Genomic DNA, 26,514 nt, shown 5'->3' with positions numbered 1-26,514 from the left:
CCGAGCAGCGCGTCCGTTTCAGCCCATTCGCACCCCGATGTGACGACAATGGCCGTCGCGGTCGATCAAGCTAATCAGTCACACGGCGCCCAGCTAGCGCATTGATTGAATCAAATATTCCGATATACAAGCTGATTTCGGATATAGATTGCGTAGGCTGGCAAATCCATGAGTCGCAATTTCTTGATGATCGAACCGGAGGAGGGGATTGCTGTCCTCAAGGGGCTGGCCTCTTCGGCGCGCATCTCGATGCTGAAACTGCTGCACGAGAAGGGGCCGATGAATGTCAACGACATCGCCGCCGTGCTGTCGCTGCCGCAATCGACGGTCTCGACCAATATCCAGGTGCTCGAGGATGCCGGCCTGATCCGCACCGAGAACCAGAAGGCGAAGAAGGGCAGCCAGAAGATCTGCTATCCGACCGCCGAGGAAGTGCTCGTTGTCTTCAAGAGCGAGTATCGTGCGATCAAGAACGACTCTATCGAAGTGTCGATGCCGATTGGGCTTTACACCGGATTCGAGGTCACGGCGCCCTGCGGCCTTTGTTCGCCGGATGGCATCATCGGCCTGCTCGACGTGCCCAACACTTTCCTCGATCCGGACCGTATGAAGGCTGGACTGTTGTGGTTCACGCGCGGCTTTGTCGAATACCAGTTCCCCAACAATGCCAAGCTCGCCAATGCCGAGATCACCGAACTGGAACTGGCGGTAGAACTGTCTTCGGAGGTGCCCGGCACCAGCGCCGATTGGCCCTCCGATATCACGTTGACGATCAATGGCGTCGATGCCGGAACGTGGACGTCACCAGGCGATTTCGGCGACAAGCGCGGCGTCTTCACGCCCTCCTGGTGGAAGCTCAAAGGCTCGCAATATGGCAAGCTGAAGAACTGGCGAATTTCCACCGACGGCACCTATGTCGACGGTGTCAGGATATCCGAGACCAGCCTCGCCGACCTCGACCTCATGGGCCATCATTCAATCCGGGTCCGTATCGGCGTCAAGGACGATGCCAAGCGCCCCGGCGGGGTCAACATTTTCGGCAAGGGATTTGGAAATTACGACCAGGACATCCTGCTCAGAATCAAAACCGGATGATATCATCAAACCGGGTTTCAAAAATAACGCAGCGATTTCAGCCTTTTGCTCTCTTTTCCAACCCAGGCCGCCTGTTAATTGTCAGACATTTGACGGTTTTCGCTTGACGAATGGATGCCGCTTCCTTTTGATATCGCACAAGGTGATTTAAATCATCATTTTTGATATCGTTGGAGGAAATGCATGAAGGCGGCCGTTACGGCGCATCCGCGTTATGTCGTCTCGAAAATCGATCCGAGGCTCTATGGATCCTTCATCGAGCACCTTGGGCGGGCGGTTTACACCGGTATCTATGAGCCTGGCCACGCGACGGCGGATGCCAATGGCATGCGTCAGGACGTCATCGATCTCGTCAGGGAACTCAATGTTCCGATCGTCCGCTATCCGGGCGGCAATTTCGTGTCCGCTTACAATTGGGAGGACGGCGTCGGCCCCAAGGAGGCGCGCCCGGTGCGCCTCGACCTGGCCTGGCACACGTCGGAAAGCAACGAAGTCGGCCTGCATGAATTTGCCGACTGGTGCGCCTCGGCCAACACCGAGATGATGCTTGCGGTCAATCTCGGCTCACGCGGCCTCGATGAAGCCCGCAACTTTTTGGAATACACCAATCATCCCGGCGGCAGCGAGTGGAGCGACAAGCGCATCGCCAACGGCCGCAAGGAGCCCTTCGACGTCAAGCTCTGGTGTCTTGGCAACGAAATGGACGGCCCCTGGCAGATCGGCCACAAGACCGCCGACGAGTATGGCCGCCTGGCCCACGAGACCGCCAAGGCGATGCGCGCCTTCTCCAAATCGCTCGAACTCGTGGTCTGCGGCTCTTCAAACGCCAAGATGCCGACCTATCCGGAATGGGAAGCGACCGTTCTCGACCACACCTACAACGAGGTGGATTACATCTCGCTGCATATGTATTTCGACAACGAAGCCAATGACGCGCCGAACTATCTCGCCATGAGCAAGAAGCTCGACGACTACATCGTCTCGGTCGCCGGCGTCATCGACTATATCAAGGCCAAGAAGCGCTCCAAGAAGCAGGTCTACATCTCGTTCGACGAATGGAACGTCTGGTACCATTCCAAGGAGCAGGACAAGAATATCCTTGGCGGCAATGACGGCTGGCCCTTCGCGCCGCCGTTGCTCGAAGACATCTACAATTTCGAGGACGTGCTGCAGGTCGGCTTGATCCTCAACACCTTCATTCGTCGCTCCGACGTGGTCAAGATCGCGTGCCTGGCACAACTGGTCAACGTCATCGCGCCGATCATGACTGTTCCCAACGGCCCGGCATGGCGCCAGACGATCTTCTATCCATATCTGTTTGCCTCGCTTCACGGCCGCGGCAATGCGCTGGATCTCAAGGTGGAAAGCCCGACCTACAAATCCACCGTCGCGGGTGATGTTTCCTATGTCGACGTCGCCGGCGTGCATGACACGGAAACCGGACATGTCACCTTCTTTGCCATCAACCGCCATTCGAGTGAGGAAATGGAAACCGTGATCGACATCACCGGTTTCGGGGCGGCTGACATCGTTGACCATCAGCTGATGGCGCACGCGGATCTGAAAGCCGTCAACTCGGCGCAGAACCCCGGCAATGTCGCGCCCAGGAAGGGGACTGGCGCCTCGATAGCGGGCAGCAAGCTGAGCCTGTCGCTACCGGCCTATTCTTACCAGATGATCCGCCTGAAGCTCTGACTTCAGGCGCCATCGTCGTGCATGCGCTGAGGAGGAGCGTCGACGTGACGGCCCACATCGAAATCAGGAACGTGAGCAAGCATTTCGGCGCCATGACGGTGCTGGACGACTTGTCGCTCTCCATCGAGGCACGCGAATTCATCGTCTTTCTCGGACCGTCCGGCTGCGGGAAATCGACGCTTCTGCGAATGATCGCGGGCCTCGAAACGGTCGATAGCGGCGAGATTGCCATTAACAACGAACGTATCGATCACCTGCCGCCGGGCAAGCGCGGCATTGCCATGGTGTTCCAGTCCTACGCGCTTTATCCGCATATGAGCGTGCGCGACAACATGGCATTCGGGCTTGAGAATATCGGCATGTCGCGCGGGGTCATCGACGAGCGGATCAACGAGGCCGCCCGCATCCTCGAAATGGCGCACTTGCTCGAGCGCAAGCCGGGTCAGCTCTCGGGCGGCCAGCGCCAGCGCGTCGCCATCGGCCGTGCGATCGTCAAGGAGCCGAAGGCCTTCCTGTTCGACGAGCCGCTTTCCAATCTCGATGCGGCCTTGCGGACCCGTACCCGCATCGAGCTTGCCCAGCTCCACCAGCGCCTGCAATCGACGATGATCTTCGTCACCCACGATCAGGTCGAGGCGATGACGCTCGCCGACCGCATCGTCGTCATGAACAATCGCAAGATCGAGCAGATCGGCTCCCCCATGGAGATCTACGAACGCCCCGCGACCAAATTCGTCGCCGGCTTCGTCGGCGCACCCGCGATGAATTTCGTCGAGGTGAAGCTCGACAGATCGAACGGGAATGCCACGGCCAGGTTTGAGGACGGTATGTCGGTTCAGACCGAGATCGCCTCCGACCAGTTGAGCGATGACAAGTACACTTTCGGCATCCGTTCGGAAGACGTCCGCATCGTTCCCGCTGGACAGGGCAATGCCGACGGCATGGTGGATGTGATCGAGCGGCTCGGCGAACGCACCTTGGTCTACGCTCGGCTGGGCGATGGCCAGCAGATTGTCGGCTCGGATGTCGGCAATAGCCGCGTTGCGGTTGGTCACAAGGTCGGGCTCGCCTTCGACGGCCGGAAATCGCATCTGTTCAATCAGGCCGGCCGCGCCTGGCACGCGAGGGAGGCCTGATATGGATGACCGGTCGACGATGCCGCAGCCCGCGACTTCGGCCGCGCGCATCAGGACCCCAAGCGTCGATATCTACGCGCCGCAATGGCGAAACTTCATTTTCGTTGCGCCATTCCTGTTCTTCTTCACGACGCTGCTGCTCGTCCCGCTGCTCTGGGGAATGTGGCTGAGTTTCCATAAGGCCGACACTTTCTCGTCCGGAAACTTTGTCGGTCTCGGCAACTATATCAGGCTGTTTCACGACAAGGTGTTCCTGCAGTCGGTCTGGAACACCTTCTACTTCGTGCTTCTGACGGTGCCCTCGCTGGCGTTGATCGGTCTCTTTCTCGCGCTTTGCCTCAACCGCCGCACGCGCACTGCCGCCGTGCTGCGGACACTGTTCTTCTCTTCCTCGGTGCTGTCGGTCACAATCGTCACACTGATCTGGCGCATCGTGTTCATCCCGAATGTCGGCCTTTTGTCGACGATCTACGGATGGTTCGGCGCAACCGCCCCGGCTTTCATTTCGGATCCCAGCCTCGCGATGATCGGCATCGCCATCGCCACCATCTGGTGGTGCATCGGGCTGCCGATGATGCTTTTTCTCTCGGCCCTCCAGCAGATTCCGCAGGACATTTACGAAGCGGCCGCCCTGGACAATGCCAATCGCTGGCAGACATTGCGCTCGATCACGCTGCCGTCGATCAAACGCACCTTCATCCTGGTGGTCATCGTCCAGATCGTGCTGCAGTTCCAGCTGTTCGGCCAGGCCTGGCTGATGACACGCGGCGGTCCGAACAACCTGACCAAACCGGTCGTGCTCTACATTTATGACACCGCATTCCGTCGCTGGGATCTGGGCATGGGCGCCGCGGCATCGGAGATCCTGTTCATCCTCATCCTGATAGCGGCCATGGCCCAATACCTCGTCACACGCAACAAGGCGGATCTGACATGAGGGCTCCAGCGATTTCCATCAGGGGACGCGCCTTTGGCGACCGCGTGCTGCTGGCTCTGGTCATCCTGCTCTCCATCGTCATGGTCGCGCCGGTTCTGTGGGTCATCGGCCTGTCGCTCAAGGAAAATGCCGAGCTGATGGCAAATCCGAATTCGGTGTTTCAGGCGCCTTATACGCTCAAGAACTACATCAACACCGTCGGCACATCGTCAGTATTCGTCTGGGTGCTCAACAGCATCATAGTCTCGGGCGGATTGACGCTCGGAACGCTGATCCTGTCGTCGCTCGCCGGCTACGGCTTCGCGCGGCTGAACTTCCCCGGCCGAAACGTCCTGTTCGTGATCGTGCTCTTCGGCCTGGCGGTTCCGGAACAGGCCGTGCTTGTGGCCCGCCATCAGATCTTCAGCATGCTGAACTTCCACAACAGCTATCACGGGCTCATTCTCCCGGGCCTGTCGGCCTCGTTTGGCGTCTTCCTGATGACCCAGTATTTCAAGGCCATCCCGAAAGAGCTGGACGAAGCCGCCCTGCTGGACAACGCCAGCCGGTTCAGGATTTTCTGGAAGGTGCTTCTGCCGCTCACGGTGCCCGCTCAGGCAACCCTCGGCATCTTCACCTTCCTCGGCGCGTGGAACGACTACTTGTGGCCGCTGATCTCGGCAACCAAGAAGGATATGTACACGCTGACGGTCGGAATAGCCTCGACACAGACCAATTTCGCGCAGTCCGAAGGCATCGGCTTCCTGATGGCGCAGGCGGTGTTCGCCGGCGCGCCAATCCTGATCGTCTACCTGTTCTTCCAGAAATACATCGTCACGGCCGTCTCCGGCGCCGCGGTGCGATAGCGAAAATTGCCTGGCGGCAGGGATGGGGCCGCAGCGATGGAATGCACGAAGCCAATCCAAGGTGGAATGGCGGAAACTCAGTAGGAGGAGCTGACATGAAAACAAAGAGAGTCCTGCTTGCGGCAGTCTCTGCAGGTGTAATGGCGTTGGCCAGTCCGGCCTTCGCCGCGACCGAACTGACCTTGCAGCGCTTTTTCGGTGCCTGCGATGCCGATTTCGGCAGCAACACCGACGTCGCCAAGGCCGTTGGCGAATGCGGCATCATCACCTCGCTGATCAACAAGTTCAACGCCGACAATCCCGATGTGCACGTCAACGTCACCACCGTGGAATGGCCTGGCTATGACCAACTGACCGCGCAGTTTGCGTCGGGCGATGCTCCCGACATCGTCACGATTCATGAATCCGCGCTTTCGGACTACCAGTCCAAGGGGCTGTTGATGCCGCTTGACGATCTCTTGAAGTCAGTCGGCATCACACCCGACGCATTCACGGACGCGGCGCGCAACGGCGCCACCAAGGACGGCAAGATCTACGGCCTGCCGATTGACAGCTGGACAATGCTCTATCACATCAACATGGATCTCTTCAAACAGGCTGGCCTCGTCAATGCCGACGGCACGCCGATCCTTCCGAAGTCGCCCGAGGAACTGCTCGCCCAGGCCGAGCAGTTCAAGCAGAAGACCGGAAAACCTTACTTCGTCCAGAACCTGGCCAACGAGACCGCACTCTACACGCGCAACCTCTACACCTATCTCTTCCAGCAGGATTCCGACTTCTTTGCCGATCCGAAGCATGTGAAGCTGAACACGCCGGAAGCCAAGAAGGTCGTTGAGATGTACAAGGCGATCTTCGACAAGGGCTACACGACCAAGGACCTCGACTACGGCGGCGCGATCAATGCCTTCCTTGCCGGTGAAGGCGGCGTGCAGCTCAACGGCACGTGGGTTGTGGGTGACAACAACGCCCAGTCCGAGACCAAAGGCACGGCCCTCAACAAGGGCGGCTACGCGGTTTATCCGTATCCGCAGCTGTTTGCCGGCGCCCATGCGCAATATGCCGACGGCCACACCTGGGCGGTCTCGCAGAAGGACCGCACACCAGAACAGACCGCGGCCATCAGCAAGTTCCTGAAGTTCTTCGCAGACAACGACTTCGATTGGTCGCGGACCGGTCACCTGCCGGCATACAAAGCCATCATCGGTTCGGACGCTTTCAAGGCACTGCCACATCGCAATACGATCGCCGCGGTCGCCGATCTCGGCAGACCGCTGCCGTCCGCGGTACAGCGCCAATTTGCGATCCAGGACATTATCGGCGAAGAGATGAGCGCTGCAATCACTGGGCAAAAGGACGTCGATGCCGCGCTTGCCGACATGGAAAGCCGCGTCAACGAATTGCTCGCCAACCTTTGACCACAGGTTTATCGAGAACTCTCCGATGCCCCGCGGCTGGAAACAGTCGTGGGGTATTTCTCGGCCAATGGAAGCCGTGTCGCGATTCCAAGTGACCAAACGTCGCCTGGGGTTCGCTCCAGGCTGCCAGCGCCACCAAAATCGTCTCTATTGCGCCGTCTTGCCGAGGCTTGCCTTGAACTCGACCTTCATCGTGATCTGGCCGCTCACCGTGAGCTGTGATGCGCCGTAGCCGCCAAGGTTGTGGTCTCGCGCATTGAGATTGGTCGTCATGCCGGAAATCTCGCACGTGTTGGCGACGGTCTCGAGCACGATGGCGCAAGATGACGTTATTTCGACGTCTCAACAGTGTTGAAATTTCGATCGATTTTTATTTCTCCGAGACACCGGCCTCGGCGAAGCTTGCCATCTTCGCATGGCACTCCAGCGCCGAGCGCACGATGTTGACGGCAAGACAGGCGCCTGAGCCTTCGCCGAGCCGCATGCCGAGATCGAACAGCGGCGGCAGGCCAAGTGCTTCGAGCAGTCGGCGGTGGCCGGCCTCGGCCGAGACATGGGCGGCAATGGTGTGGGCAAGCCCGCTTGGATGCAGCCTTGCCAGCGGCGCCACTGCGGCGGTGCAGACGAAGCCGTCGAGCAGCACCGGCGCGTTGTTGCGACGCGCGGCGAGCGTGGCGCCGAAGATGGCGGCGAGTTCGCGGCCGCCAAGCACAGCCGCGATCTTCAGCGGATCGGAAAGCGAATCGGCATGGCGCTTGAGGCCCGCCTCGATGGCGACGACCTTGCGCTTCAGGCCGGCATCGTCGACGCCGGTGCCGCGTCCCGTCCATTTTTCAGCGCCGCCGCCAAAGAGGGCGGTGGAGATCGCCGCCGCGGGCGTCGTGTTGCCGATGCCCATCTCGCCGAAGCAGACGAGGTCGAGGTCGGTGGTCACGGCATCATAGCCGGCTGAGACGGCGGCCAGGAAAGCCTTCTCGTCCATCGCCGGCACCTGCGTGAAATCGCCGGTCGGATGGTCCAGATCGAGCGGGATGACGTCGAGCCCGGCGCCGGCAATGCGGGCAAGCTGGTTGATCGCGGCTCCGCCGCCGGCGAAGTTCGCCACCATCTGGACGGTGACTTCGGATGGGTAGGCCGACACGCCCTGCGCCGTTACCCCGTGATTGCCGGCAAAGACGAAGACTTTCACGGCGTCGAGCTTCGGCATGTCTTGGCCCTGCCAGCGCGCCAGCCAGGCGGCGATCGTTTCGAGCCGGCCGAGGCTGCCCGGCGGCTTGGTCAGCGTATCCTGCCGGCGGGCGACGGCCGCGGCGGCGGCGTCGTTGCCGGCCGGAAGATCGAGGCAGGCGGCGCGAAGGTCTTCGAACGATTTGAAGGACATGGGGGCAAGGTCTCCGAAAGGGAATCAGGAAAGGCAGACGGAAGCGACAAGCAGCACCGCGATCTCGCCGAGCTGCTGCAGCGCGCCGATCGTGTCGCCGGTCTGGCCGCCGATCTGGCTGAGGCAAAGCGCGCGGAAGGCGGCAAAGAGCAGGCCGAGCAGGATGAGCGCGGCGATCGCGCCTCCGAGCCCAAGCGCCAGCAGCGCCACCGTGCCGAGCGCCGCGCCGACAATGGCGGTCTCGGCGGTGACGGTTCCAGCGCCCGCCGACAGGCCGTCGCCGCGGGCCGGCGGCAGAAGATGCATGAAGGCGCCGAACAGGCCGCGCGAGGCCGCATGCGCGGCCAGCAGCGCCAGGAAGACGTGGCCGGGACCGCTGAGCTCTGACAGCGCGCTCCAGCGGATGAGCAGCGAGGCGCCGACCGCCGCGGCGCCATAGGCGCCGATGCGGCTGTCGCGCATGATCTCCAGTTTCCTGTCGCGCGTCCTGCCGCCGCCGAAGCCGTCGGCGATGTCGGAAAGCCCGTCTTCATGCAGGCAGCCGGTAACAAGCATCGTCGCGGCGAGCGCCAGCGCCGAGGCCGGTCCGAGGCCGAGGCCGAGGACGACGGCGATGGCGTAGACGAGCGCGCCGATGATCGCCACGGCGAGGCCGGCAAAGGGGGCCGCCCAGATCGCGTCGGCAAGGCTGCGGCCGCCGAAGTCGGTCGACGGCAGCCTGAGCCTGGTGAAGAAGACGAGGCTGAGGCCGATATCGTCAAGCACTTGCCGGGGTGCCGAAGGGCCGCTCATGCGCCCCTCGCGATGGCATGGAAGAAGGTGCCGCTGACATGGCCGCGCCGGTAGCCGGAGGCGCCAAGCGGATTGCCCTGGCCATCGGCAAGATCGGCCAGCGGCTCGTCATTGCCGGCAGCCGTCATCTGCGCATAGTGGAATTCGTGACCGCGGATCAACGTTCCTTCGGCCCCCAATGGGCAGGCGGCACGCAGCCGCGCCTCGCGGTAGCCGAGGTTCATCTTGCGCTTGGCGAAGCTGGTCGAATGTCCGAGCAGACCCAGCATGCGGTGGCTTGCCCCATCCGCATCCTCCAGCACTTCGCCCAGCACCATGAAGCCGCCGCATTCGCCATGAACCGGCTTCATCGTCGCAAAGCGCGCCATTCCCTTCTGAAAATTGCCGGCGGCCGCAAGCTTGCCGGCATGGAGTTCGGGATAGCCGCCTGGAAGCCAGCAGACATCGCAGTCCTCACGTGGCGCCTCGTCGGCAAGCGGCGAGAAAGGCACGATCTCGGCGCCGGCCTTGCGCCAATGCGTGGCGACATGCGGATAGAGGAAGGTGAAGGCGGCGTCCTCGGCCAGCGCGACGCGCTGCCCGGGCGGCCGCAAGGCATCGCCGAAGTCGCCAGCCGCCGGTTCCAGCGGCGTCGCCAGCGCCAGGATGGCGTCGATGTCGAGCGATTTCTCGACCATGTCGGCCAGCCGGTCGAGATGCGCCATCAGGTTCTCGTATTCGCCGGCTTGCACCAGGCCGAGATGCCGCTCCGGCAGGTTGAGCGTCGGATCGCGCAGTATGGCGCCGACCACCGGCAAGCCGATCGCCTCGATGGCGTCGCCCGACAGTTTTCGATGGCGCTCGCTGCCAAGCCTGTTGAGCACGACGCCGGCCATGCGCACGTCCGGATCGTAAGTGGCAAAGCCCTTGGCGACGGCGGCGGCGGTGGTCGACTGCCCGGAAACGTCGAGCACCAGGAGAACCGGCAGGCCGTAGAGCCGGGCGAGGTCGGCGGCCGAGCCCGAACGGCCTTGCGGCGCGGGGATGCCGTCGAACAGCCCCATCGCGCTTTCGAGGATGACGTAGTCCGCATCGTCCGCGGCCTGGCCGGCCAGCGCATTGAGCAGGGAAGGCGACATTGCCCAGCTGTCGAGATTGACGCCGGAGAGGCCCGTGGCAGCCGTGTGGAAGCCCGGGTCGATATAGTCCGGTCCGGACTTCGCGCCGCGCACCTTCAGTCCGCGCCGGGCCAGCGCGCGCAACAGGCCGATGGTGACGCTGGTCTTGCCCGAGCCGGAGCGCGGCGCCCCGACGATGATCGCGCGCGCCGTCATGGTTCGCCCAACAATGTCTTGCGCATGGCGACGATGCCGCCGACGACGATCAGCGCCGGCGAAGCGAGCCCGGCGGCCGCGGCCTCCTCGGCGATTGTTGCAAGCGTGGCGACGACAATCCGCTCCTGCGGGGTGGTCGCCGCGACGATGACGGCGGCGGGGGTCGATGGCGCGAGGCCGCCCTTGAGCAGGGCAGCAGCGATCAGCGGCAGGTTGGCCATGCCCATGTAGACCACGACTGGCTGTCCAGTGCGGGCGATCGCGGCCCAGTCGATGTCGTCCTCGGTGCCTGCCGCATGGCCGGTGGCAAGGATGACGGCCTTGTTGATGCCGCGCATCGTGGCGGGAATGCCGGTTGCGGCCAATGCGCTGAGACCGGAGGTGAGGCCGGAGAGCACTCGAAATGGAATGCCTTCCCGCGCGAGTGCCAACGCTTCCTCGCCGCCGCGGCCGAAAATATAGGGGTCACCGCCCTTGAGGCGCACGACACGGCGGCCCTCGCGCGCCAGCCGCACCAGCAGGGCGTTGATGTCGTCCTGCTTCATCGAGGGCTGGCCGCCACGTTTTCCGGCATAGAAGAGCTCGGCGCCTTCAGCGACTGCCACGACATCCGGCGACACCAGCGCGTCATAGACCAGCGCATCGCACTGCCCGAGCGCCGCCAGCACTTCGAGCGTCAGGCAGCCGGGATCGCCGGGGCCGGCGCCGGCCAGCCAGACATGGCCGGGCTCAAGTTCGCGCGGCTTGAAGTTCAGCCGCGCCAGCGCCTGCGCCACCGTTGTCCGTGCGTTTGTATTGGCGCTGCCGTTCACAATCCGTCCCGTCCGCGAAAACGCCGCTGGTAGTGGGCGTCGTATAGTGAGCTTTCGCCGAAATCCTGCGCGGCGAGAGCGCTGCCGACGAAGATGATCGCCGTGCGCTCCATCGGGTTTTCCGCCAGCTGAGCTTCGATGGTGGCGAGTGTGCCGGTGAGAATCCGCTCGTCCGGCCAGGAAGCGCGGAAGACGACCGCGACCGGGCATTCCGCGCCGTAGAGCGGCGTGAGCTCAGCGACGATACGGTCGATGGCGTGGATGGCAAGGTGGATGGCAAGCGTGGCGCCAGTGCGGCCGAAGCCGGCCAGCGTCTCGCCTGGCGGCATCTTCGAGGCGCGGCCGGAAACACGCGTCAGCACCAGGCTTTGCGCGAGTTCGGGAATGGTGAGCTCACGGCGCAGCGCGGCCGCTGCCGCCGCGAAAGAGGGCACGCCGGGCGTCAGCGTGTAAGGGATGCCATGCTTTTCCAGGCGCCGGATCTGTTCGGCGACGGCGCTCCAAACAGAGAGGTCGCCGGAATGCAGGCGCGCGACATCCTGGCCGGCCTTGTGGGCGGCGACATATTCGGCCTCGATTTCATCGAGCGACATCGGCGCTGTGTCGACCAGCTTCGTGCCGGGCGCGCAGTGCTCGAGCAGTTCCGGCGCGACGATCGAGCCGGCATAAAGGCAGACCGGGCAGGACGCCAGCAGGCGGCTGCCGCGCAAGGTGATGAGGTCGGCCGCGCCCGGACCGGCGCCGATGAAGTGGACGGTCATGCGGCGCCTCCGCCGAGAGCGATGGCGCAGGTCACTGGACCGACAACGGTGCGGGCCCCAAGCAGTTTTGCATCCTTGCCGGCCGCGGCCAGCGCCGAAGCCTCCGAAACCGAAGGCGTGCCGGCACGTGCCTGCGACGCTTCGGACCGGCTGATCGTGCCGGACGCGACGGCCTGCAAAGCATCGTCGGAGATGACGAGCACCGGGAGGTCGAGGTCGCGACCGGCAAGGAAGATCGCCTGTTCGTCGCGCTTGATTTCACCGGTCGCCAGCGCCGAAAGCGCCGTCATGGCCAGCCCATGTGCTTCCAGCGCGGTCTCGATCGCGGCGCGCACGTCGCGCGCCGTCACACCCTTTCGGCTGCCGATCCCCGCGACCATCATGGCTTCACCCAGCTCCATTGCATCACCGGCATCGCCGGCCGCCACGCCTGCATGGAACCGACTGGTGCTGCGCGCGAAAGCGCGATGCGGGTGAGATCGCCACCCCGCCTGTTGTGCTGGCCGAGCAGCAGTGTCTCCATCTCCAGCGTCACCGCATTGGCGACCAGCCGGCCACCGGGGCGGAGCGCCTTGATCGCTTTCTCCAGCACGCCGGCATCGCTGCCGCCGCCGCCGATGAAGATGGCATCCGGCGTCGCCAGCCTGGCGAACGTCTTGGGCGCGGCGCCTTCGACCACGACAAGGCCGGGCACGCCGCAATGCGCGGCGTTGCGGGCGATGCGGGCGGCGCGTTCGCCGTTGGCCTCGATGGCGATGGCGCGCAGCGAGGAATGAGCCAGCATCCACTCGATGCCGATCGAGCCGGAGCCTGCGCCGACGTCCCACAGCAACTCGCCGCGCCTTGGCGCCAGCGCCGACAGCGTCATGGCGCGGATCTCGCGCTTGGTGATCTGCCCGTCATGCTCGAACAGGTGGTCGGCAAGGCCGACGGTCAGGGGCAGGACGCGCGCATCCGGCGTCGCTTCAATTTCCAGCGCCAGCACGTTGAGCGGGTTGATGTTTTTGAGGCTGAAGGCATCGGCGCGGGCGGTGCGACTCGCCTCATCCGCACCGCCGAGTGCTTCCAGGACCGTCAACCGCGAAGGGCCGAAGCCGAGTTCGTCGAGCAGCGCGGCGATGGCCGCCGGTGCGTCGGCGTCCGACGTCAGGGCAAGGATACGCGCACAGGGGTGCAGCAGGGGCCGGACCAGATCGATCGAATGGCCATGCAGCGAGATGGTCTCGACATCCTGCAGCGCCCAGCCCAGGCGCGATGCCGCCAGCGAAAGCGACGATGGCGCCGGCAGGACGAGCATCGCATCCGGCTTCACCTTGCGCGCCAGCGTAACGCCGACGCCATGGAAGAACGGGTCGCCGGAAGCCAGCACGCAGACATTTTTACCCGCAAGCGCCAGCACATCGCGCATTTCGGCGTCGAACGGCGTCGACCACTGGCGCGCTTCACCGTTGGCCAGAGATGAGACAAGGGCGAGGTGGCGCTTGCCGCCGAACACGACTTCGGCTTGCGCGATCCTGCGCTTGGCCTCGTCGCCGAGACCCGCTACACCGTCCTCGCCGATGCCGACCACCGTTAGCCATTTCTGGGTGAGCTTGGCGGCACGCGGATCCTTAGCAGGCATGATGACCCATCGTATTTTGATCCTCGGCGGCACGACGGAAGCCCGGCAACTGGCGGGAAAGCTCGCCGGTCGCAAGGATTTCTCGGTCACGCTGTCGCTGGCCGGCCGCACCGAAAGCCCGGTCGCGCAAGGCGTGCCAGTGCGTGTCGGCGGCTTTGGCGGCGCGGAAGGGCTGGCTGCCCATCTTCGCGCGGAGCAGGTCGATCTGCTGATCGACGCCACGCATCCATACGCCGCCCGTATTTCGGCCAACGCCGCCGAAGCGGCGCGGCAATCCGGCGTGCCGATCCTCGCGCTGCGGCGCCCCGGCTGGGAACCTGTCGCGGGCGATCGTTGGACGCTGGTCGACAATGTCACGGAGGCGGCAAGTGCTCTCGGCACGGCGCCGCGCCGGGTTTTCCTGGCGATCGGCCGCCAGGAAGCCGGCGGCTTCGAGGCTGCTCCACAGCACCGCTACCTGATCCGCAGCGTCGATCCGGTCGAGCCGAAGCTCGCGATGCCGGATGCTCTCTATCTGCTGGCACGCGGACCGTTTCCGGAAGCGGATGAACGGGCGCTGCTCGAAAAGCATGGTATTGACGCCATCGTTTCGAAAAACAGCGGCGGCGAAGCGACCTACGGCAAGATCGCCGCGGCACGGGCGCTCTGCGTCGAAGTTGTCATGATCCGCCGCCCGACCTTGCCGGACGTTCCCTCGGCTGAAACCGTCGATGCGCTGGCGGCAAAAGTCGATCATCTTTTCGACCCCGTTGCCGAACGCGGCGTGTAGACCAGCGTGGGTTTTTCGCCGCGCTTGATGATGCGGGTCTCGGGCGAGCCGATGATGATGCAAGTCGCCATGTCGGCCTTTTCCGCATCGGCGTCCGCCAGCAGAAAAACCTCGATGCGCTCGTCGGCCCGGCCGGCGGCGCGGCCGAAGATCACCGGCGTGGTGCCGGGCAGGATCGCCTTCAGGCATTCGAAGGCGCGGCCAAGCTGCCAAGGGCGGGCCTTGCTGATCGGGTTATAAAGCGCAATGACGAAGCCGGCGCCGGCCGCCGCCAGCAGGCGCAGTTCGATCAGTTCCCAGGGCTTCAGATTGTCCGAAAGCGAGATGGCGCAGAAATCATGGCCGAGCGGCGCGCCGATGCGGGCGGCGACGGCCAGCATGGCGGTAACGCCGGGAACGACCGAGAGCTCGACAGCTCGCCACTCGGGAGGCCCGGCTTCGATCGCCTCGCAGACGGCCGCGGCCATGGCGAAGACGCCGGGATCGCCGCCGGAAACGACAGCGACGCTGTGGCCCTCGGCCGCCTTGGCCAGCGCCTCGTTGGAGCGGGCGAGCTCCTCGCGGTTGTCGGAAGCGATGCGGGTCTGGTCAGGCCGCAGATCCAGCCGATCGAGATAGGGCTTGTAGCCATAGAAGAAGGAGGCTTCGGCCACTGCCTGGCTTGCCTGCGGCGTGACCTGGTCGGCATTGCCGGGGCCAAGGCCGATGACGGTGAGGCGGCCGCTCATGGCTTTGCTCCGGCTCCGGGACGGGCCGACCAGCCGGCAACCAGCACGATGGCGAAATAGGGGGCCTTGTCGTCCGGCTTTTCGGCCAGCCGCATCGAGACGCTGCCCGGCATGGTGCCGCGCTCGACATAGACGGCCTTCGCCAGCTTGCCGGTCGCTTCCAGCGCGCGGCGGATCTTCGGCAAGTTGCGGCCGACTTTCATGATGACGGCGGCATCGGTGTCGGCCAGCCGACGGGTCAGCTCGAATTCGCTCATCGTGCCAGGCAGCACGGTCAGCACATCGTCGCCCTGGACGATCGGCAGGCCGGTCGCCGACCAGCAGCCGGACATGGCGGTGATGCCGGGGATGACCTCGGTCGGGAAGCGGTGCGCCAGGCGCACATGCAGGTGCATGTAGGAGCCGTAGAAGAGCGGATCGCCCTCCGACAGCACCGCCACCATCCTGCCGGCGGTCAGGTGCCCGGCAACGTGTTCGGCGGACTGCTCGTAGAAATCGGTGATCTGCGAGCGGTAGTCGTCGTGATCCTTGTCGATCTCCGTCGTTACCGGATAGAGCAGCGGCAGCTCGATCATGTCCGGCCGGAAGCGTGCCTCGACGATGGCGCGCGCATTGCTGTTGTTGCCGCGCTTGGCGAAATAGGCGACCACATCGGCCTCGGCCAGCGCACGCGCCGCCTTCAGCGTCAAAAGCTCCGGATCGCCGGGGCCGGTGCCGACGCCGACAAGGCGTCCCTTTGAAAGCGCGTTCACAGGCCCGGCCTGGCCAATGAATTGAGCGCGGCGGCGGTCATGGCGCTGCCGCCCAGCCTGCCGCGCACGATGGCATAGGGCACGCCGTAGGAATTCTCGGCCAGCGCATCCTTGGATTCGGCAGCGCCGACGAAGCCGACCGGCATGCCGATGATCGCGGCCGGCCTCGGTGCGCCGTCGCGCAGCTTTTCCAGAAGGTAGAACAGCGCGGTCGGCGCGTTGCCGATGGCGACGACCGACCCGGCCATGCGCTCGCCCCACAGGTCGATCGCGGCCGCCGAGCGCGTGTTGCCGATTGCCTTGGCGATTTCGGCAGTACGCGGATCGCGCAACGTGCAGACCACCTCATTGCCGGCCGGCAGGCGGGCGCGGGTGACGCCGTGGGCGACCATCTCCGCATCGCAGAAGATCGGCGCGCCGGCAGCAAGGGCCGCGCGGGCAGCATCGACGAAGCCGTTCGAGAAAACGAAATGGCTGGCGGCTTCGACCTGGCCGCAGGCATGGATCATGCGGATTGCGACATCCGCTTCCGCCTCAGAGAAGCGCACGAGGTCCGCCTCGGCGCGGATGATGGCGAAAGAGCGCTCGTAGATCGCCGTCCCGTCATGGATATAGTCGTAGGCGGCCATTCTTTAGTTCCGTCGATAGAGTTCGGCGATGCCGGCCGCGCCAAGCCTTGCCAGGCAGGCGGCGGCAGTCTCGCCAGGATGTCGTGCGTTTTGGAGCGCCGCCGCAATGGCGGCGACCCCGCGCGCGGCGTCATAGCCCGGCCTGTATCCCGCAGGAAGGGCCTTTGCCGTCCCGTCCACGACAAGTCCGGCTCCGTTTTCGTCGCCGACCAGAGTGAGTGCGGCCGCGCCGGGATGCGCGCAGCCCTTGGCGCAGCCGGAAATGTGGAGGGTTAGCGAGGGATCGAGGAGGTCGGCGCTTTCGGCTGCGATTTTCTCGGCGATGGCGCGGGTGGCGATGCGGCCGGAAGCGCAGGCCGACGTGCCGGGGCAGGCGGCGATGCGGGTGCGGGGGTCGCTGGGGGAGGTGACGAAGCCGAGGAGGGCGGCGGAGGATTGCAGCGGGGAGCAGGCGGTTTGGGAGAGGCCGAGGAAAAGCAAGGCGCGGCCGGGGGCGAGGCGGATTTCGGTGGCGCCGAGTTCCGAGGCCTGTTTGGCAAGGTCGACAAGGGTCTGCGCCGGCATGCTTCCGAAGGGCAGGGCGATGCCGAGGGCGTGGCTGTTGTTCAGGTTTAAGAGGCCGATCGGCGAGCGGGGGCGCTCCACGGCGCCCCCCTCTGTCCTGCCGGACATCTCCCCCACAAGTGGGGAGATTGGGCTGGCGCCGCCGGTTTCGCCAATCGCAGACGTCGAAACAAGGGAGTTCGCTGCTAAGAGGGAGCCGCCGGCGAAGCTGCTGATCTCCCCCCCTGTGGGGGAGATGTCCGGCAGGACAGAGGGGGGCGCGAAGGAATGCCGGCCTGCGAGAGACGTCCACTGACGATCCGACAAATCCCGTGTGTGCGCCCCGCGGCCTTTTTCGGCCACCATCCGCAGTGCCGCCACAGCGATGTCACGCGCGGCGTCCACATCGACAGTGGCGAGCGGCCTCGCACTGCGCACGTCGCCGGCAACCGACACGCTCCACTGGCGGCCCGCCTCAGCCCGCACCGCCTTCAGCCTCACGTCAGCCGTCACCGCGTCCATCGTCAGTTGCCCGCCGCCGTCGATAACCACCGACACCTTCGGCCCCAGCCTTGCCGTCAGCCCAGCCTCTTCAATCGCAGTTTGGATCCGCTCAGCCAGAGGGCGTGGATCGACAACTTCTTCCGGGTCAATCCCTGCCAACGGCCCGGTCTCGACGGGCACGCCGCTGCGCACCGCAATACCCAGCGCATCCACCTCAGCCGCCAGCAGCCGCGCGCTTTCCGCGGTCAGGCCGCGGATCTGCAGGCTGCCGCGCGCGGTCACTTCCACGATGCCGTTGCCGTGGCGCAGGGCGGATTCGACGAGTCCGACCAGCGACTTGGGCGAAAGTCCTCCAGCGACCGGATTGAGCCGGACGAGCAGCCCGTCTCCGGTCTGCATCGGAGCACCGAGGGCAGGGCAGGCGCCGCGTCGCGAAAACGCGTTCATGCCGCCACCCCGCTTGCCTGGGCCTCGGCGATCAAGGCTGCGAGATCGTCGTCTATCGAATTGCGCAGCGGATGCCAAAGGCCGCGCCGCCGCGCGTCGAGAAACCGCTCGGCGATGAATTTCGCAGCGGCGGGGTTCTCGCGCAGCAGGAAGGCGCGGATGTCCGGGTCGCCGACATAGGCGTCATGCACCGCCTCGATCAGCGCACCCGAAATGGCATGTGTGGTCTCCGCGAAACCAACGAGTCGATCGACCGTTTCGGCGAATTCCGAGGCGCCCCGCGGGCCGTGGCGCATCTGGCCGGCGATGAAGCGTGGATTGACCGCGCGGGCCCGCACCACGCGCGACACCGCTTCGCCGATCGAACGCGGCTTCGGCTTTTTGGGATCGGTCGTGTCAAGCACGATGACGTCGGCGTTGCGTCCAAGCGCGGCAAGGGCTGCCGAAAACCCGCCGATGAAGGCGACGTCGGCCGAGCCTTCGAGGATGTCGCGGCCGGGGTCGTCGCCGGTGTGGACGAGGAGATCGGCCTCGGCGATGCGGCCCTCGAAGGCGCCCGGTGCGGAGACCGCTTCGCCGTCGGCGCCGCCATAGGCGTGCGAGGTGGCGTCGAGATAGGCGCGGCCGATCTCCTCGCGCACGCGCCATTCGCCGCGCGACAGCAAATCCTCCACGCCGGCGCCGTAAGTGCCCGGCGAAGTGCCGAAAATGCGCGGCCCGACCTTGCCCGCGCGGGTCGCGGCGGCGAGGGGATTTTCGGAATCGTCCTCGTCGCGGCCGGCGACCGCGTTCGCGGCTGCGTCGATCAGCGCGATCTGGGTCGGGAACATGTCGCGGAACAGGCCGGAAATGCGCCAGGTAACATCGATGCGCGGGCGGCCGAGCGCTGCCGGCGGCAGCACCTCGATGCCGGTGACGCGGCCCGTCGCCGCATCCCACTGCGGCCGGCAACCCATCAGGGCAAGGCCTTGCGCAATTTCCTCGCCGCCGGTGCGCAGCGAGGCCGAGCCCCAAAGATCGATCACCAGCGAGCGCGGCCAGTCGCCATGGCTCTGCATGTAGTTGCGCACGACTTCCGCCGCCGCCGCCTGGCCTAGGTCATAGGCAGTGGGGGTCGGCATCGTGCGCGGATCGGAAGTGAAGAGGTTGCGGCCGGTGGGCAGCACGTCGGAGCGGCCGCGCGCCGGCGCGCCGGCGGGCCCTGCCTTGATGTGGCGGCCATCGAGCGCGGCGAGCAGGGCAGCCTTTTCGGCCTCGGCGCTTTGGCGGCGCAGCGGATCTGCTTCGTCTCCCGGCGCGCGGCCGTAGACGTGCAGCCCGTCCTTGACGGCGAAATCCTTGAGGTCGCAAAGCCAGGCATCGATGCGGCGCAGCGCCTCGTCGGGCGCGTCTGTGCCGGCGACGCCGGCCTCGCCGGCCAGACCCGACTGCCGCGCGCTTTCGACGATGAGCTTGGCCAAGCGGTCGCGGCGGCGGCGGTCGAGGCCGTCGGCCTGGGCATATTCATCCACCAGCCGTTCGAGCTTCTGTTGGTCCTCGTCGAGGCCGGCGCCGGTCAGCGGCGGCGGCAGATGGCCAAGGGTGACAGCCGAAATGCGGCGCTTGGCCTGCGCCGCCTCGCCGGGATTGGAAACGATGAAGGGGTAGATCACCGGCAGCGAGCCGGTGACGATCTCGGGGAAGCAGGCGCCGGAGAGCGCGACCGTCTTGCCAGGTAACCATTCCAGCGTGCCGTGCGCGCCGACATGGACGATGGCGTGAACGCCGAGAGATTTCCGCAACCAGAGGCCGAAGGCGATCAATGCGTGGCGCGGCGGCAGCGTCGGGTCGTGGTAATCGACGCGGCGATCGGCGGAGCGGCCGCGGTCGGGGGCGAGCGCCACAGTGACGTTGCCGAAGGTGACGGCGCGGATGCGGAAGCGGTTCTCGCGGCTTATCTGCGAAGGTCGGCGTTCATTGACGTGAGCTTCGTGATTGGCGTTGCCCCACGCTGCGGTGACAGCGTTGCGTGCGGCGTCTGGCAGTTCGGTCAAAAAGGCGAAGTAGTCCTCTACGGAGAGGTCAAGCCCACCCAGCTCCAGCGCATCCAGCAACGCGCGCGGGGATAGCGGAATCCCTTCAACCGCATAGCCCTGTCCCTTCAGGTCATGCAGCATCGCAAGCACGCTGGAGGGCACATCGAGGCCGACGGCATAGCCGGTCCGCCCGGGCGCGCTTGGATAATCGGGGAGCAGGATCGCCAGCTTGCGCCTGGCGCGCTCCGTCCCCTGCAGACGTATGAACGCCGCGACGCGGGCGGCGACCTGGGCGACGCGATCGGCTTCCGGCTGGTTGGCAAAGGCGCGGAAGGCCAGCGCCGGATCGGTCTCGACCTCGCCCTTGAAGGAGATCGCGCCGGCCAGGATACGGCCGTCGAGTTCCGGCAGCACGACATGCATGGCGAGATCGGCGGGCGCCAGACCGCGCTGGTTCTTCTCCCAGACCTCGCGCCGCGTCGTCGCGACGATGACCTGGAAGACCGGCACGCCGGCGCGGTCGAAGAGGGTTTCGGCGCCGGGCTCGGCGCCGGAAGCGAAGGCAGTGGCGGTAATGATTGCGGTGGGGTTCAGCGACGCGACGGCGTTCTCGACGAAGGCCAGCGACGTCGGGTCTTTGAGGCTTGAGACGAAGATCGGCACTGGCGCCATGCCCTGCGAGCGCAAGGCATCAACGAGCGCATCAATTGGCGCGACGTCGGCGGCGAGAACCATCGAGCGGTAGAAGAGGATGGGGATGACAGTTGCGACGTCTCCCTCCCCCTGGAGGGGAGGGTGGCCCGCAGGGCCGGGTGGGGTCGGTACGACTGGATGTGGCGTTTCTTTAGGTCGGCGCGCGTCGTGGGCGACCCCACCCCCGGCCTGCGGCCGGACCCTCCCCTCAAGGGGGAGGGAGACGACGCCGCGGCTTGGATCGTAATACCCAGCCTTTGGCACCGCCATCGGCTCAGCCGCCGTCACATCCGATCCAGCCAGCCCTGCCAGTCGCTGCATCAGCGCTGTCATATTCTGCGGGCCGCCCTCGCGGAAATAACCCAACAGCGCATCGAGCTCCTCGCGTGGCAGCGTGGAAGCTTCAATCAGGCGCAAATCCTCGTCATGGCTTTCGCCGGGCAGCAGCGCGAGCTTGATGCCGCGCTCGCGCGCGACCGCCGCGAGTTGGTCGCAGCCATAGCGCCACCATTCGTAACCGCCGAGGATGCGGACGAGGACCACCTTGGCATGGCGCGCGACGCTGTCGATCCACAGGTCCACCGACATCGGGTGGCGAAGGTCGCGAAGTGCTGCCAGCCGCATCGACGGCAGGCGCTCCGAGTCTGCCTTCCAGGCGGCGGCCAGTCCGGCCAGGTCGCTGTCGGTGAAGGACAGCGCCACGACATCCGCAGGCGTCTGCCTGAGGTCGATCGGCTCGGCGAGATCGTCGAGCGAAGCGGATGTCGTGGTGAGGATATGCATGGCTTGTCGTGTTGGCCTCAGCCGGCGAGGATACGCTCGATCGCCGGGCGATTCAGCCCCTTGAGGCCGATGACGACGAGCCGCGAGCGGCGGTCGTCCCCAGCCGTCCAGGCGCGATCGTAATAGTGATTGACGCGCGGGCCGACGGCCTGCAGCAAAAGCCGCATCGGCTTGCCGCCGACTTCGACGAAACCCTTGACGCGCAGCACGTTTTCCTGCTCGGCGGCAAGGGCGACGCGCTTTGCCAACTCATCGGGATTGGCAATCGACGTGATATCGATGACGAAGGAGTCGAAATCGTCATGCTCGTGGTCGAGCTCGCCGTCGTGATGGGTCTTGCGGTTCTCGATGTCGTCTTCGACGGCGAGGCCGAGGCCGAGCAGCACCGATGGATCGACCTTTCCGTGGACGGTCGGCACGACCTTGACCGCGCGCGCCACATGCTCGCCGATGACGGCGTTGGCGCGGGCGCAGCCGGCCGCATCCATCAGGTCCCTCTTCGACAGGATGATCAGGTCGGCGCAGGCGATCTGGTCCTCGAACACTTCCTCGACCGGATCGTCATGATCGAGCGAGTCGTCCGCGGCGCGTTGGGCCTGCAGCGCATCCATGTCGGAGGCAACGCGCCCGTCGGCTAGCGCCGGGCCGTCGACCACTGCAATGACACCGTCGACCGTGACGCGACTCCTTACAGTCGGCCATTGAAAAGCCTGGACGAGCGGTTTCGGCAAAGCGAGGCCGGAGGTCTCGATCAGGATGTGGTCGACCTTGGGGTTGAGCGACAGGATCTGGTCGAGCGCCGGCACGAAGTCGTCGGCGACCGTGCAGCAGATACAGCCATTGGCGAGCTCGACGATGTTTTCCTCGGGGCAGGTGTCGACGCCGCAGCCTTTGAGGATCTCGCCATCGATGCCGACATCACCGAACTCGTTGACGATGATCGCCAGCCGCTTGCCCTTGGCGTTTTCGAGCAGGTTGCGGATCAGCGTCGTCTTGCCGGCGCCGAGGAAGCCGGTGACGACGGTGCAGGGCACGCGGGAGAGATTGGCGGCTGGGGCGTTCATGGTCAGTCCTTCAGCATGTCGAGAGGTGGGATGCGGGCAACGAGGCCGCGCTTGAGGGAATCGGGCCGGCCGCGCCAGGGGATCAGACCGTCGGTCGAGGTGGCGAAAAGCTTTGCGCCGGCGACGAGATCGGCGCCGCTGGTGGTGTCCAGGTCGCCGAAGACGTAGCTCCAGCAGCCGTCGCGCAAAAGCGCCGCGCTCAGGCGGCGCTTGCAATTGCCGAGGCATTCGACGGTGCGGATGCGGATGTTTTCACCCGATGCGGCGCGGCGCGTGTCTTCGGCAAGGAGTGCGCCGGCGCGCGGATGGGGATCGGAGCCGGTTTCGTCACGGCAGGACGAGCAGACGATGAGGGTGACCTCCGCCAGCGCGTCGTCAGATCCGGACGAAACGTCCGCGATATTACTCGGAAAACTGCCGTTGCTGTCCAAAACCAGGGCTCCTTGCCCGGAAAACCCGCCGGGCGATCGGATACTTAAAGTCTCAGACGGCAGGTCTCCTGGCTCGCGGGTCATCGCCTCGGTGCCGCCTTCCCGGGGATTCCCAGTGGTTTTCGGCCAAGGCTCGTCGCTTACAGTTGCGGGGACAGCCGCGGATTTGGGATTTCCCGCACCGCATTCCCTCTTGGCTCCTCCCTTTGCCGGGAGAAGACCGTCTGCGGCGGATTTAGGCTTACGGCTATGCGCCTGTCAACGCGCGGCTACGACACCGCGATGTCGGCCAGCGCCGAACCGAGGTCGCCGGCCGGCGTCACTTCGATCGCCTCCAGGCCGAGCCAAGCCTGCATCTGCTTGAGCTCGTCAAAGAGCTGGGCTGCTGTCTCCGGCGGCGCGCCGGTCTCGGCATAGGCGGCATGGACGCGCAGCACGCTGGCCGGCCGGTCGGCCCTGAGATCGACGCGGGCGACGATCCGGTCGCCGAGCAGAAACGGCAGCACGTAGTAACCATACTGGCGCTTCTCGGCCGGCGTGTAGATCTCGATCCGGTAGCGGAAATCGAAGAGTTTCTCCGTTCGGGTGCGCTCGAAAACCACGGGATCGAAGGGGGCGAGCAGGGCGCGCGCCTCGATCCGGCGAGGAAAACGGGCATCCTTATGGAGATAGGCCGGCTTGTCCCAGCCTTCGACCTTCGCCGGCAGCAACTCGCCCGTTTCGACCAGTTCCTCGATGCGTTCCTTCGTGTCGCCCGGCGCCAGGCGGAAATAGTCGCGCAGGTCGCCATAGGTCGCGATGCCATGGGCGCGAGCGGAGATGCGCAGCAGTTCGCGATGCGCGTCCTCCACCGACGGCACCGGCAGATCGAGCACCGCCTGCGGCAAAACGCGCTCGGGCAAGTCGTAATAGCGTTCGAAGCCGCGCCGGTAGGCGGTCGTGATGCGCCCGGCCCAGAACAGCCATTCGAAAGCGTGCTTGGCCTCGCTCCAGCCCCACCAGCCCCCATTGCCCTTGTGGCCTTCGATATCGGAGGCGGCGATCGGCCCGCGTTCGGCTACCTCTTTATATATCTCGTCGATCATCGCCTTGCGCTCGCGGCCCCATTTGGCGAGACCGAGATACATCTCGTCGCCCTGCTCGGCGCGCTGCATGCGCCAGCGCATCAGGGGATAGGTCTCGACGGGCAGGAACGACGCCTCATGTGCCCAATATTCAAAGACGGTGCGCCTGCGGGTGACCGCGGCGTTATCGAGCAGTGTTAGCGGGTAGGGGCCGAGGCGCGAATAGAGCGGCATATAATGAGCGCGCACCACGGCGCTGACGGAATCGATCTGCAAGAGGCCAGTCCTCGAAAGCACGCGCGCAAGGTGACGGCGGTCGGGAATTCCTCCGGGGCGAGGGTCGTTGAATCCTTGCGCGCCCAGCGCGACGCGCCTGGCCATGGCGAGCGAGATTTTCTCCTTCATCAGGTGCCCTTGCCGTGATCGTTTGCTGGTTTTTAGCCGGTGTTTCCGATCATGCTAGCAGGCAAATGGCGGGAGATGTGTCAGGAGAGAAAAGTGGAGTAAAAAGTGAAGGAAATCAAACAGGAGCGGATCGGACCAGTTTCTTCCGATATGGCGTCCAGCGCCGCGATTTGAACAAGGTTTGACTTGCGTCACCGAAACCGCTGCGCTAACCCTCGCCGCGTTGCAGCATAGGCCCCCTAAAACGGTTCAGCGGTTAAACTGTCACGCTTCCGCATTAGAGTCCGTTGCTGTAATCAAAGTGAATGGCCCGCCGAAGGAAAGTCGCCGCATGAGCGCACTCCTAAGTTCCTACCTGCCTATCGTGCTGTTCATCGCCGTGGCGATGGTCGTCGGTCTGGCGCTTATCATCGCTCCGTTCCTGGTGGCCTATCGCAATCCCGATCCGGAAAAGCTTTCCGCCTATGAATGCGGGTTCAACTCGTTCGACGACGCCCGCATGAAGTTCGACATCCGCTTCTATCTGGTGTCGATCCTGTTCATCATCTTCGATCTCGAGGTCGCCTTCTTGTTTCCCTGGGCAGTGTCGTTCTCCAAGGTCGGCATGCTCGGCTTCTGGTCGATGATGGTGTTTTTGGCGGTGCTGACCATCGGCTTTGCCTACGAATGGAAAAAAGGAGCGCTGGAATGGGATTGAACGACAGTTCAGGCACCCTCGTCGCGCCGAAGCCCAAGGGCATCATCGACCCCAACACCGGCAGGCCGGTGGGGGAGGACGATCCCTTCTTCCTCGAAATCAACAATGAGCTGGCCGACAAGGGCTTTCTTGTCACCTCGACCGAGGCGCTGATCACCTGGGCGCGCAGCGGCTCGTTGATGTTCATGACCTTCGGCCTCGCTTGCTGCGCGGTCGAGATGATCCACACCTCGATGCCGCGCTATGACTCGGAGCGTTTCGGCGTCGCGCCGCGCGCGTCGCCGCGCCAGTCCGACATCATGATCGTCGCCGGCACGCTGACCAACAAGATGGCGCCGGCGCTGCGCAAGGTCTACGACCAGATGCCCGAGCCGCGCTACGTCATCTCGATGGGCTCCTGCGCCAATGGCGGCGGCTACTACCACTATTCCTATTCGGTGGTGCGCGGCTGCGACCGCGTTGTGCCGGTCGACATCTATGTGCCCGGCTGCCCGCCGAGCGCGGAAGCGCTGCTCTACGGCATTCTCCTTCTGCAGAAGAAGATCCGCCGCACCGGCACGATCGAACGGTGAGCCGATGACCCAGGCGTTGAACGAACTCTCCACCTATCTCGGCGAGAAGCTCTCCGGCCGCATCGGCGAAGCCGTGCTTGCCTATGGCGAACTAACGGTGTCCGTCGACCCCGGCAATCTGATCCAGGTGGCGACCTTCCTGCGCGACGATCCGCGCTGCCAGTTCATCTCGATCATCGACATCTGCGGCGCCGACTATCCTTCGCGCGCCAGGCGCTTCGACGTCGTTTACCACCTCCTGTCGCCGAGGCAGAACGTGCGCATCCGCCTCAAGGTCCAGGCCGACGAGGAGACGCTGGTGCCTTCGCTGACCGCCGTCTACCCCGGCGCCGACTGGTACGAGCGCGAGACCTACGACCTCTATGGGGTGCTTTTCTCCGGCCACCCGGATTTGCGCCGCATCCTCACCGATTACGGTTTCGAGGGGCACCCGCTGCGCAAGGATTTCCCGCTGACCGGCTTCGTCGAGGTTCGTTACGACGACGAGGCCAAGCGGGTCATCTACGAGCCGGTCGAGCTCAAGCAGGAATTCCGCAATTTCGATTTTCTTTCTCCTTGGGAAGGGACGGACTACGTCCTGCCCGGAGACGAAAAAGCCAAGACGAATTGAGGCGC

At 64.8% G+C, this 26,514-nt stretch carries 26 protein-coding genes and 1 riboswitch; of the genes, 10 read left to right on the top strand and 16 right to left on the bottom strand.

Annotated features, from left to right (window positions below):
* Positions 1-168 precede the first annotated feature (168 nt).
* The 6 genes from F3H96_RS07085 to F3H96_RS07060 all read left to right on the top strand — a co-directional run bounded on the left by F3H96_RS07085 (position 169) and on the right by F3H96_RS07060 (position 7,123).
* Positions 169-1,095, top strand: coding sequence for a helix-turn-helix domain-containing protein (locus F3H96_RS07085; RefSeq protein WP_149791235.1), 927 nt, complete (start codon positions 169-171; stop codon positions 1,093-1,095).
* Between the two features lie 183 nt (positions 1,096-1,278).
* The gene (locus tag F3H96_RS07080; RefSeq protein ID WP_149791234.1) at positions 1,279-2,790 is read left to right on the top strand and encodes an alpha-N-arabinofuranosidase; all 1,512 of its coding nucleotides are present in this window, start codon (positions 1,279-1,281) and stop codon (positions 2,788-2,790) included.
* 44 nt (positions 2,791-2,834) lie between these two features.
* Complete coding sequence (gene ugpC, locus F3H96_RS07075; RefSeq protein ID WP_149791233.1) at positions 2,835-3,926, top strand: sn-glycerol-3-phosphate ABC transporter ATP-binding protein UgpC; 1,092 nt, start codon at positions 2,835-2,837, stop codon at positions 3,924-3,926.
* A gap of 19 nt (positions 3,927-3,945) precedes the next feature.
* The gene (locus F3H96_RS07070) at positions 3,946-4,863 is read left to right on the top strand and encodes a sugar ABC transporter permease (RefSeq protein ID WP_244619941.1); all 918 of its coding nucleotides are present in this window, start codon (positions 3,946-3,948) and stop codon (positions 4,861-4,863) included.
* Positions 4,860-5,708 (top strand): carbohydrate ABC transporter permease, encoded by an 849-nt coding sequence (locus F3H96_RS07065; protein WP_149791231.1) that lies wholly within the window; start codon positions 4,860-4,862, stop codon positions 5,706-5,708. Before F3H96_RS07070 ends, F3H96_RS07065 begins: the two co-directional genes overlap by 4 nt.
* Positions 5,709-5,803: 95 nt before the next feature.
* The gene (locus tag F3H96_RS07060) at positions 5,804-7,123 is read left to right on the top strand and encodes an extracellular solute-binding protein (RefSeq protein WP_149791230.1); all 1,320 of its coding nucleotides are present in this window, start codon (positions 5,804-5,806) and stop codon (positions 7,121-7,123) included.
* Between the two features lie 147 nt (positions 7,124-7,270).
* Here the strand turns inward: F3H96_RS07060 and F3H96_RS30415 are convergent, their stop codons facing one another.
* From F3H96_RS30415 to cbiE, 8 genes are read right to left on the bottom strand one after another with little or no spacing between them, the layout of a single operon-like run.
* Complete coding sequence (locus F3H96_RS30415; protein ID WP_188131313.1) at positions 7,271-7,435, bottom strand: hypothetical protein; 165 nt, start codon at positions 7,433-7,435, stop codon at positions 7,271-7,273.
* A 58-nt stretch (positions 7,436-7,493) separates the two neighbouring features.
* Positions 7,494-8,504 carry a nicotinate-nucleotide--dimethylbenzimidazole phosphoribosyltransferase gene (gene cobT / locus F3H96_RS07055; protein WP_149791229.1) on the bottom strand — a complete coding sequence of 337 codons (1,011 nt, stop codon included), beginning with the start codon at positions 8,502-8,504 and terminating at the stop codon, positions 7,494-7,496.
* Between the two features lie 24 nt (positions 8,505-8,528).
* On the bottom strand, positions 8,529-9,296 hold the full coding sequence (locus tag F3H96_RS07050; protein WP_149791228.1) for an adenosylcobinamide-GDP ribazoletransferase: 768 nt from the start codon (positions 9,294-9,296) through the stop codon (positions 8,529-8,531).
* On the bottom strand, positions 9,293-10,609 hold the full coding sequence (locus F3H96_RS07045) for a cobyrinate a,c-diamide synthase (RefSeq protein WP_149791227.1): 1,317 nt from the start codon (positions 10,607-10,609) through the stop codon (positions 9,293-9,295). The genes F3H96_RS07050 and F3H96_RS07045 overlap by 4 nt, the downstream gene beginning before the upstream one ends.
* The gene (gene cobA, locus F3H96_RS07040; protein WP_149791226.1) at positions 10,606-11,421 is read right to left on the bottom strand and encodes a uroporphyrinogen-III C-methyltransferase; all 816 of its coding nucleotides are present in this window, start codon (positions 11,419-11,421) and stop codon (positions 10,606-10,608) included. Before cobA ends, F3H96_RS07045 begins: the two co-directional genes overlap by 4 nt.
* Positions 11,418-12,182: a precorrin-4 C(11)-methyltransferase gene (cobM, locus tag F3H96_RS07035; RefSeq protein ID WP_149791225.1), complete on the bottom strand. Its 765-nt coding sequence runs from the start codon at positions 12,180-12,182 to the stop codon at positions 11,418-11,420. Before cobM ends, cobA begins: the two co-directional genes overlap by 4 nt.
* The gene (locus F3H96_RS07030) at positions 12,179-12,565 is read right to left on the bottom strand and encodes a cobalamin biosynthesis protein (RefSeq protein ID WP_149791554.1); all 387 of its coding nucleotides are present in this window, start codon (positions 12,563-12,565) and stop codon (positions 12,179-12,181) included. The genes cobM and F3H96_RS07030 overlap by 4 nt, the downstream gene beginning before the upstream one ends.
* The gene (gene cbiE, locus F3H96_RS07025; protein WP_149791224.1) at positions 12,562-13,803 is read right to left on the bottom strand and encodes a precorrin-6y C5,15-methyltransferase (decarboxylating) subunit CbiE; all 1,242 of its coding nucleotides are present in this window, start codon (positions 13,801-13,803) and stop codon (positions 12,562-12,564) included. Before cbiE ends, F3H96_RS07030 begins: the two co-directional genes overlap by 4 nt.
* Position 13,804: 1 nt before the next feature.
* Here cbiE and F3H96_RS07020 point away from each other — a divergent pair, with 1 nt between their 5' ends.
* Positions 13,805-14,572 (top strand): cobalt-precorrin-6A reductase, encoded by a 768-nt coding sequence (locus F3H96_RS07020; RefSeq protein WP_149791223.1) that lies wholly within the window; start codon positions 13,805-13,807, stop codon positions 14,570-14,572.
* On the opposite strand, the gene F3H96_RS07015 is transcribed toward F3H96_RS07020, so the two are convergent.
* The 8 genes from F3H96_RS07015 to F3H96_RS06980 form a co-directional block, all read right to left on the bottom strand.
* Positions 14,536-15,300 (bottom strand): precorrin-3B C(17)-methyltransferase, encoded by a 765-nt coding sequence (locus tag F3H96_RS07015; protein WP_149791222.1) that lies wholly within the window; start codon positions 15,298-15,300, stop codon positions 14,536-14,538. The two genes, F3H96_RS07020 and F3H96_RS07015, sit on opposite strands and share 37 nt — an antisense overlap.
* Positions 15,297-16,052 carry a precorrin-2 C(20)-methyltransferase gene (locus tag F3H96_RS07010; RefSeq protein ID WP_149791221.1) on the bottom strand — a complete coding sequence of 252 codons (756 nt, stop codon included), beginning with the start codon at positions 16,050-16,052 and terminating at the stop codon, positions 15,297-15,299. Before F3H96_RS07010 ends, F3H96_RS07015 begins: the two co-directional genes overlap by 4 nt.
* Positions 16,049-16,681 (bottom strand): precorrin-8X methylmutase, encoded by a 633-nt coding sequence (locus tag F3H96_RS07005; RefSeq protein ID WP_149791220.1) that lies wholly within the window; start codon positions 16,679-16,681, stop codon positions 16,049-16,051. Before F3H96_RS07005 ends, F3H96_RS07010 begins: the two co-directional genes overlap by 4 nt.
* A 3-nt stretch (positions 16,682-16,684) precedes the next feature.
* A complete protein-coding gene (gene cobG / locus F3H96_RS07000; RefSeq protein ID WP_149791219.1) occupies positions 16,685-18,175 on the bottom strand; it encodes a precorrin-3B synthase in 1,491 nt (496 codons plus the stop codon).
* The gene (gene cobN, locus F3H96_RS06995; protein ID WP_149791218.1) at positions 18,172-21,666 is read right to left on the bottom strand and encodes a cobaltochelatase subunit CobN; all 3,495 of its coding nucleotides are present in this window, start codon (positions 21,664-21,666) and stop codon (positions 18,172-18,174) included. Before cobN ends, cobG begins: the two co-directional genes overlap by 4 nt.
* A 17-nt stretch (positions 21,667-21,683) precedes the next feature.
* Complete coding sequence (gene cobW / locus F3H96_RS06990; protein ID WP_149791217.1) at positions 21,684-22,730, bottom strand: cobalamin biosynthesis protein CobW; 1,047 nt, start codon at positions 22,728-22,730, stop codon at positions 21,684-21,686.
* Between the two features lie 2 nt (positions 22,731-22,732).
* Positions 22,733-23,161 carry a DUF1636 family protein gene (locus tag F3H96_RS06985; RefSeq protein ID WP_149791216.1) on the bottom strand — a complete coding sequence of 143 codons (429 nt, stop codon included), beginning with the start codon at positions 23,159-23,161 and terminating at the stop codon, positions 22,733-22,735.
* A gap of 40 nt (positions 23,162-23,201) precedes the next feature.
* A riboswitch (cobalamin riboswitch) is annotated at positions 23,202-23,401 on the bottom strand.
* A 29-nt stretch (positions 23,402-23,430) separates the two neighbouring features.
* Complete coding sequence (locus F3H96_RS06980; protein WP_149791215.1) at positions 23,431-24,630, bottom strand: winged helix-turn-helix domain-containing protein; 1,200 nt, start codon at positions 24,628-24,630, stop codon at positions 23,431-23,433.
* 331 nt (positions 24,631-24,961) lie between these two features.
* On the opposite strand from F3H96_RS06980, the gene F3H96_RS06975 reads away from it, so the two are divergent.
* Genes F3H96_RS06975 through F3H96_RS06965 form a run of 3 tightly spaced genes read left to right on the top strand, consistent with a single transcriptional unit; the run spans position 24,962 to position 26,509 of the window.
* Positions 24,962-25,327 carry an NADH-quinone oxidoreductase subunit A gene (locus F3H96_RS06975; RefSeq protein WP_149791214.1) on the top strand — a complete coding sequence of 122 codons (366 nt, stop codon included), beginning with the start codon at positions 24,962-24,964 and terminating at the stop codon, positions 25,325-25,327.
* Entirely contained in the window at positions 25,318-25,899 is a 582-nt protein-coding gene (locus tag F3H96_RS06970; RefSeq protein ID WP_015317338.1) for an NADH-quinone oxidoreductase subunit B, read from the top strand. The genes F3H96_RS06975 and F3H96_RS06970 overlap by 10 nt, the downstream gene beginning before the upstream one ends.
* A gap of 4 nt (positions 25,900-25,903) precedes the next feature.
* Positions 25,904-26,509: an NADH-quinone oxidoreductase subunit C gene (locus tag F3H96_RS06965; protein WP_149791213.1), complete on the top strand. Its 606-nt coding sequence runs from the start codon at positions 25,904-25,906 to the stop codon at positions 26,507-26,509.
* Positions 26,510-26,514 lie beyond the last annotated feature (5 nt).

This window comes from Mesorhizobium sp. NFR06, from assembly GCF_900115245.1.
In the GTDB taxonomy this organism is placed as follows: Bacteria; Pseudomonadota; Alphaproteobacteria; order Rhizobiales; family Rhizobiaceae; genus Mesorhizobium.
The sequence above is the reverse complement of the archived record's forward strand: the minus strand, read 5'-3'. Positions and strand labels throughout refer to the sequence as shown.